This window comes from Stenotrophomonas sp. PS02289, assembly GCF_029960115.1.
GTDB lineage: Bacteria > Pseudomonadota > Gammaproteobacteria > Xanthomonadales > Xanthomonadaceae > Stenotrophomonas.
This window is the reverse complement of the sequence record NZ_JASCOZ010000224.1, coordinates 1-5430: the sequence shown is the minus strand read 5'-3', so window position 1 is coordinate 5430 and position 5430 is coordinate 1. Positions and strand designations below refer to the sequence as shown.

Annotated in this window: 5 protein-coding genes; 3 read left to right on the top strand and 2 right to left on the bottom strand. The window is 66.7% G+C overall.

The features are described from left to right. Nucleotides 1–109: 109 nt before the first annotated feature. Together pilH and QMX83_RS19725 are read right to left on the bottom strand one after the other, a co-directional pair. Nucleotides 110–493: a twitching motility response regulator PilH gene (gene pilH / locus QMX83_RS19730; RefSeq protein ID WP_282298346.1), complete on the bottom strand. Its 384-nt coding sequence runs from the start codon at nucleotides 491–493 to the stop codon at nucleotides 110–112. 88 nt (nucleotides 494–581) lie between these two features. Further along, on the bottom strand, nucleotides 582–1577 hold the full coding sequence (locus QMX83_RS19725; protein WP_282298345.1) for a YhdH/YhfP family quinone oxidoreductase: 996 nt from the start codon (nucleotides 1575–1577) through the stop codon (nucleotides 582–584). Nucleotides 1578–1795: 218 nt separating this feature from the next. Here QMX83_RS19725 and hflK point away from each other — a divergent pair, with 218 nt between their 5' ends. The 3 genes from hflK (at nucleotide 1796) to QMX83_RS19710 (ending at nucleotide 5301) form a co-directional block, all read left to right on the top strand. Continuing rightward, nucleotides 1796–2932, top strand: a complete 1137-nt coding sequence (gene hflK / locus QMX83_RS19720; RefSeq protein WP_282298344.1) for an FtsH protease activity modulator HflK — start codon at nucleotides 1796–1798, stop codon at nucleotides 2930–2932. Next, nucleotides 2929–3792, top strand: a complete 864-nt coding sequence (locus QMX83_RS19715) for a protease modulator HflC (protein WP_282298343.1) — start codon at nucleotides 2929–2931, stop codon at nucleotides 3790–3792. Before hflK ends, QMX83_RS19715 begins: the two co-directional genes overlap by 4 nt. Nucleotides 3793–4008: 216 nt before the next feature. Next, a complete protein-coding gene (locus QMX83_RS19710; protein ID WP_282298342.1) occupies nucleotides 4009–5301 on the top strand; it encodes an adenylosuccinate synthase in 1293 nt (430 codons plus the stop codon). The last annotated feature ends 129 nt before the right edge of the window (nucleotides 5302–5430 follow it).

Below are 5430 nucleotides of genomic sequence, written 5' to 3'. Positions count from 1 at the left end.
GAATCTGGCCAAGGCCTTCGGCGAAACCGTGTGACGTTTGCGTACCGACCAACGGTCGGTACCTACCGGTGGGTGCCGACCGTTGGTCGGCACGCGGAAATCCGCCGGATCAACCCGCCGGCGATTCCTTGCTGTTGAACACGCGCTCCAGCACCTCGGACAGCTCGCTTTCCGAGAACGGCTTGGTGATGTAGGCCTTCGCGCCCTGGCGCATGCCCCACATGCGGTCGGTGTCCTGGTCCTTGGTGGTCACCAGGATCACGGGAATGTGCTTGGTCGTGGCTTCACGTGCCAGCGTGCGGGTGGCCTGGAAACCGTTGAGGTTGGGCATCACCACGTCCATCAGCACCAGGTCGGGCAGTTCGGCCTTGGCCACTTCCACGCCCGCCGCGCCGTCGTCGGCGGTCAGGATCTCATGCCCCAGCCTTTCGACGATGCGTCGGATGCCCAGCTGCTGCGACGGTGAATCGTCGACGATCAGAATGCGTGCCATGTTGTTCCCCAGGTAATGCCAGCAGTGTAGGCCCGGCCTGTGTCAGGGTGAAGCACCGGGCGCGCCGTCCGTCGCCCCGCTGCAACGTTCAGTCGATTCGTACCACCGTGCGGCCCAGTGAATGGCCCGCCAGCATGTGTTCGAATACGTCCGGCAATGCGTCCAGGGTGATTTCGCGTGTACAGATCGCGGCGAGATGGCGCGGCTTCCATTCGCCGCCCAGCCGGTGCCAGACCTGTTCGCGCAGTTCGCGCGGTGCCGAAGAGGAAGAAACCCCCAGCAGCGAGACGCCACGAATGATGAAAGGCATCACCGTCATGTCCAGCGCGGGACTGGCCGCCAACCCGGCACTGACCACGCTGCCATAGGGCACGGTCTGGGCCAGCAGGCTGGCCAGCATCGGACCGCCCGCGTTGTCCAGGCCACCGCCGAAGCGTGCCGATTCCATCGGCCGGGTGGTGGACAGTACCTCGCGCGGAAGCACCTCGGTCGCGCCGAGTTCGCGCAGGAAGCCGGCCTGGTCGGCCTTACCGCTGATCGCATGCACCTCAAAGCCGGCCTGGCTGAAGATGTCCACCGCCAGCGCACCGACGCCACCGGTGGCTCCGGTGACCGCCAATGGGCCGTGGGCGGGGGTCTGCCGGTTGTCGACCATGCGCAGCAGGGCCAGCGCGGCAGTGAAGCCGGCGGTGCCGATGATCATCGCCTCGCGGGGGCTCAGCCCGGCCGGCAGGCCGATCACCGCGCTGGATTCCAGCCGCACATACTGGCTGTAGCCACCGTCCCGGGTCTCGCTGAGCCCGCAGCCGGTCGCCAGCACGGCGTCACCTTCGCGCCATGCCGGGTCGGTGGAGGCCACCACGGTGCCGGCCACGTCGATCCCGCCCACCAGCGGAAAACGGCGCAGGATGCGGCCTTTGCCGGTACCGGCCAAGGCGTCTTTGTAGTTCACCGACGACCACTGCGCGCGGATCACCACCTCGCCCGGATTGAGCTGGTCCAGGCCGATCGACTCCATGCCGCTGCGGTGGCCGTTGTCGTCCTGGTGGATGCGGAAGGCGTTGAATGTGGCTGGAAGCGTCATCAATGGGCCAGATGGGAGGGCAGGGGTCCTCACCTTACCCCGTCTGGTCCGGCCGGGGCACGACGCCGGTCCCAGTCCGACCCGCTGATGAATCGCCCTTTCAGCCAGTCCGCCCCTTCCAATCCTGCCGGTTCGCCCCATCTTGTAGAATCGGGTCGCGATGACCGGTTGACGGTGCGGGAGTGGCCCGCAGGCAACCTATTACTGATGGAGCGTGCATGGCCTGGAATACACCCGGCGGCAACAAGGGCGGACAAGGCCCCGACGAGAATCGACGCGGCCCGTTTGGCCCGCGCGGCGGCGGTGGCGGTGGTGGCGGCTGGGGCGGTTTGCCCGGCCCGCTCAAAGACCTGTTCGATGGGGGCATCCTGCGTTGGGTGGCCGTGGCAGTGGTGCTGCTGGTGCTGTTCTCCAGCTTCCAGCTGATCGGCGAACAGCAGCGCGGCGTGGTCCTGCGCTTCGGCCAGTTCTCGCGCATCCTGCAGCCCGGCCCGAACTTCAAGCTGCCGTGGCCGATCGAGTCGGTCACCAAGGTCAACGCGACCCAGATCAAGACCTTCAGCAGCGACGTGCCGGTGCTGACCCGCGATGAAAACATCGTGCGGGTCTCGCTGAACGTGCAGTACCGCGTGGACGACCCGCAGCTGTACCTGTTCGGCACCCTCGACGCCGACCAGATGCTGGAGCAGTCCGCGCAGAGCGCCGTGCGTGAACAGGTCGGCCGTGCCGACCTCAACACCGTGCTCAACAATCGCGGCCCGCTGGCGTCTGCGGCGGAAGAGCGCCTGCAGGCCTCGCTGAAGAGCTACCGCACCGGCCTGAGCGTCACCGGCCTGACCCTGCCTGACGCGCGTCCGCCGGAAGAGGTCAAGCCGGCCTTCGACGACGTCAACGCCGCCCAGCAGGTCAAGGAACGTCTGATCAACGAAGCCCAGGCTTACGCCGCCAAGATCGTGCCGGAAGCACGTGGTCAGGCCTCGCGCGCCCGTACCACCGCCGAAGGCTACAAGCAGGCCGCCGTGGCCAAGGCCACCGGTGACGCCGAGCGCTTCACCCAGCTGCAAGTCCAATACAAGGACGCCCCGGAAGTCACCCGCAAGCGTCTGTGGCTGGAAACCGTGCAGCAGGTGCTGTCGGAGAACCGCAAGGTCATCGGCGGCGATGGTCGCCAGCTGATCTACGTGCCGATGCCCGACAACCGCGCCCCGGCCGCCCCCGCCAGCCCCACGCTGCCGGGCATCACCTCCGAGGTGATGATGCCGTCGCTGCCGGCCAGCACGCCGGTTGACGGCGGCGTGCGCAACACCGAACGCCCGACCACGCGACCGACCGGTCGTGAAGGAGCCAACCGATGAAGAGTCCCCTGTGGATTGGCCTGGCCGTGGCCGCCCTGCTGGCCCTGCTGGGGTCGGTGTACGTGGTCCGTGAGGACCAGACCGCCATGGTCCTGAACCTGGGCAAGGTGGTGCGCGCCGATGTGAAGCCCGGCCTGCACTTCAAGCTGCCGCTGGTGGAAACCGTGCGCGTGTTCGACCGCCGCTTCCAGGTGCTCGACACCGCCCCGGCGCGTTATTTCACCGCCGAGCAGAAGGACGTCAGCGTCGACTTCTTCGCCATCGGTTACATCAAGGACACCCGCGCCTACTACCGTGCCACCGGTGGCGACGCGAAGCTGGCCAACCAGCGTCTGGCACCGATCATCACCGACTCGCTGCGTAACCAGATCAACTCGCGCACCCTGCAGCAGCTGGTTTCCGGCGACCGCAGCGAGCTGATCGCCAACCAGCTGACCGGCATCAATGAAGCGGTGAAGGGCCTGGGCATGGAAATCGTCGACCTGCGCATCAAGCAGATCGACCTGCCGACCGACAGCCAGGTGATCAGCGACGTGTATGAGCGCATGCGCGCCCAGCGCAAGCAGGAAGCCGCCAAGCTGCGCGCCGAGGGTGAGGAGCAGTCGCTGACCATCCGCGCCCAGGCCGACCGCGAAGCGACCGTGATCGTGGCCGAAGCTGAACGCGATGCCCAGCAGCTGCGCGGTGCCGGCGATGCCGAAGCCGCCCGCATCTACGGCAAGGCCGGCAATGCCGACCCCTCGTTCTATGCCTTCTACCGCAGCCTGGAGGCCTACCGTGGCTCCATGACCGACGGTAACGGCGTGATCGTGCTGGACAAGAACGACCCGTTCCTGCAGTACCTCAAGAGCGACCGCTGACCGGCCGATGAAGCCGCCGCCCCCCGGGGTGGCGGTGGACCCCGGAAACCCGGATAATGCACAAAAGCCGGACGGGCCCTCCCGTTCGGCTTTTTCTGTGTCTGGGCCTCCCATCGCCGGCCGCTCCCCGTTGGAGCCGCCTTCACGCGCTGGCTGGCACGGTCACGGTCTACTCTCTCGCGGCCCCGATGGCCGCAACAATTCGAGGAGCCCGTCATGGGTCAGTCTGTCGTAGTGTTGGGTGCCCAGTGGGGCGATGAAGGCAAGGGCAAGATCGTCGATCTGCTCACCGAGGAAATCGGTGCCGTAGTGCGTTTCCAGGGCGGCCACAATGCCGGTCACACCCTGGTGATCAATGGCAAGAAGACCGTCCTGCACCTGATCCCGTCGGGCATCCTGCGTGACGACGCGCTGTGCCTGATCGGCAACGGCGTGGTGATTTCCCCGGCGGCCCTGCAGAAGGAAATCGCCGAGCTGGAAGCCTCGGGCGTGGAAGTGCGTTCGCGCCTGAAGATCTCCCCGGCCGCTCCGCTGATCATGCCGTACCACATTGCCCTGGACCAGGCGCGCGAACGCGCTGCCGGCGGCAAGGCCATCGGCACCACCGGTCGTGGCATCGGCCCGGCCTACGAAGACAAGGTTGCGCGTCGCGGCATCCGCATCGCCGACCTGCATTACCCCAAGCAGCTGGAAGAACTGCTGCGCACCGCGCTGGATTACCACAACTTCGTGCTGACCAAGTACCTGGGCACCGAAGCGGTCGACTTCCAGAAGACCTACGACGAAGCGCTGGCCTTCGGCGAGTACGTGCAGCCGATGAAGTCCGACGTGGCCGGCATCCTGCACGACCTGCGCAAGCAGGGTAAGCGCGTGCTGTTCGAAGGCGCGCAGGGCGCACTGCTGGACATCGACCACGGCACCTACCCGTACGTCACCAGCTCCAACACCACCGTCGGCGGTGCGCTGGCTGGCACCGGCGTCGGCGCGGATTCGATCGACTACGTGCTGGGCATCGCCAAGGCGTACGCCACCCGCGTCGGCGGCGGTCCGTTCCCGACCGAGCTGGACGATGAAATCGGCCAGGGCATCCGCGACCGCGGTGCCGAGTACGGTGCCTCCACCGGCCGTCCGCGTCGTTGCGGCTGGATGGACATCGTCGCGCTGAAGCGCGCTGTCGCCATCAACGGCATCAGCGGCCTGTGCATCACCAAGCTCGACGTGCTGGACGGCATGGAAAAGCTGAAGGTCTGCATTGCCTACGAATACAACGGCAAGCGCACCGAGTACGCCCCGCTGGACGCACAGGGCTGGGAAGACTGCACCCCGGTCTACCTGGAGTTCCCGGGCTGGAGCGAAAACACCCACGGCATCACCAACTGGGACGAACTGCCGGCGGCCGCCCGTGCCTACCTGCGTTCGCTGGAAGAGCTGGCCGGCTGCCCGATCAGCATTGTTTCCACCGGCCCGGACCGCGACCACACCATGGTCCTGCAGGACCCGTTCGCCTGATCCATCCCGATTACGGCGGATCCACCTGAACCGGTAGTGCCGGCCGTTGGCCGGCAACAGAAGCCCCGCGAAAGCGGGGCTTCTGCTTTTCGCACCCATGCAACCGCCCCGTAGAGCCACGCCCTGCGT

What these genes read in the sequence shown, in the direction of transcription:
- pilH (WP_282298346.1), bottom strand. Translation starts at nt 493, where the DNA reads ATGGCACGCATTCTGATCGTCGACGATTCACCGTCGCAGCAGCTGGGC.
- QMX83_RS19725 (WP_282298345.1), bottom strand. Translation starts at nt 1,577, where the DNA reads ATGACGCTTCCAGCCACATTCAACGCCTTCCGCATCCACCAGGACGAC.
- hflK (WP_282298344.1), top strand. Translation starts at nt 1,796, where the DNA reads ATGGCCTGGAATACACCCGGCGGCAACAAGGGCGGACAAGGCCCCGAC.
- QMX83_RS19715 (WP_282298343.1), top strand. Translation starts at nt 2,929, where the DNA reads ATGAAGAGTCCCCTGTGGATTGGCCTGGCCGTGGCCGCCCTGCTGGCC.
- QMX83_RS19710 (WP_282298342.1), top strand. Translation starts at nt 4,009, where the DNA reads ATGGGTCAGTCTGTCGTAGTGTTGGGTGCCCAGTGGGGCGATGAAGGC.